The organism is Dellaglioa sp. CoH-57-MRSF-20 (assembly GCF_056781955.1).
Window position 1 is genome coordinate 1 of the sequence record NZ_JBXAXV010000293.1, and the last position, 258, is coordinate 258.

The following is a 258-nucleotide window of genomic DNA, read 5'->3' on the forward strand; positions in this document are numbered from 1 at the left end:
AAGTAATTGAAAGGAGTTTATGATGAAAAAACGGACATTAACGCTATGGCTGATGAGTTCAGCCTTGTTACTGAATCTATCGGTAGGAACTGCTTTAGCGGATGAGGTGGTAGAAACGGGAGCTGATAATTCTCCAAAGGTGGAAGCAACCGAATCTACTCCAGTAGAACAACCATCAGATAGTCAGGAGCAGTCGCTTTCTGAAGATAAAGAGGCACCAGCAGCGACTGAATCAGTAACCTTGGCTGAGTCTGAGGA

Annotated in this window: 1 pseudogene; it reads left to right on the forward strand. The window is 44.6% G+C overall.

Annotated elements, in window-relative coordinates:
* Positions 1-22: 22 nt before the first annotated feature.
* Positions 23-258, forward strand: a pseudogene (locus AC1RPN_RS09085) (thioredoxin family protein); the annotation flags it as partial.